This window comes from Vibrio sp. 10N.222.48.A3 (assembly GCF_041475345.1).
GTDB lineage: Bacteria > Pseudomonadota > Gammaproteobacteria > Enterobacterales > Vibrionaceae > Vibrio > Vibrio tasmaniensis_A.
This window is the reverse complement of sequence record NZ_JBFRVX010001606.1, coordinates 1-806: the sequence shown is the minus strand read 5'-3', so window position 1 is coordinate 806 and position 806 is coordinate 1. Positions and strand designations below refer to the sequence as shown.

1 protein-coding gene is annotated in these 806 nt (G+C 38.3%); it reads left to right on the top strand.

Going from position 1 to position 806, the window contains the following annotated elements:
* The first annotated feature begins 335 nt into the window (after positions 1–335).
* Entirely contained in the window at positions 336–557 is a 222-nt protein-coding gene (gene cspD / locus AB4653_RS27990; protein WP_009846336.1) for a cold shock domain-containing protein CspD, read from the top strand.
* The last annotated feature ends 249 nt before the right edge of the window (positions 558–806 follow it).

Here is an 806-nt window from a genome sequence, read left to right as displayed (position 1 = left end):
ATTTAGTTAATAGTATGCAGCCAATCTCGAATGTGATTTGTTATTAAAATTGATCATTTTTATACCAATTTGCTATTGACTGTACTCAATCATTAGCTACATTGGAGCTAAAAGGTTTTTCTGATACAACTTCGTAACACGATTCTAAACCTAGTAATAAGCGTTAAAAATTTATAATAAGGAATAATTACGCAGGGTAGCGTTAATTTCCGTAAGCAATGTATGAGATTCAAGCTATCAGCTGAAATTGTTTAGTTGATAGGAATAATATCAATCGAACTTACATTGATTTGATATAACAACGTTAGTAACAAAATGCATGAGGGATGTATAGCATGGCTACAGGTACAGTAAAATGGTTTAACAATGCCAAAGGGTTTGGTTTTATTTGTCCAGAAGGTGAAGATGGCGATATTTTCGCGCACTACTCCACAATACAAATGGAAGGTTATCGAACCTTAAAGGCAGGTCAACAGGTCGATTATGAAGTAGAAAGTGGACCTAAAGGCTCCCATGCTAGCTCCGTTGTTCCTGTAGAAGGCAGCGCCGTAAAATAGGCGATTGCCAAACATGTAGACCTCTATCAGTCTTAATAAACGACTGTCAGGTAAGCAGAACATTGAAACCGCTCATTTCATACCTGTAATACAGGCTTAAATGGGCGGTTTTTCGATCTGAGAGCTAAAAGCTATTCACCAGTACAAATCGTCCGAGAGATCCCTTTAGCAGGTCTAGGTCTAGGTCTAGGTCTAGGTCTAGGTCTAGGTCTAGGTCTAGGTCTAGGTCTAGGTCTAGGAAGCATTATG

Bases quoted from the DNA above. Each gene is read 5' to 3' on its own strand.
- cspD (WP_009846336.1), top strand. From the start codon at position 336: ATGGCTACAGGTACAGTAAAATGGTTTAACAATGCCAAAGGGTTTGGT.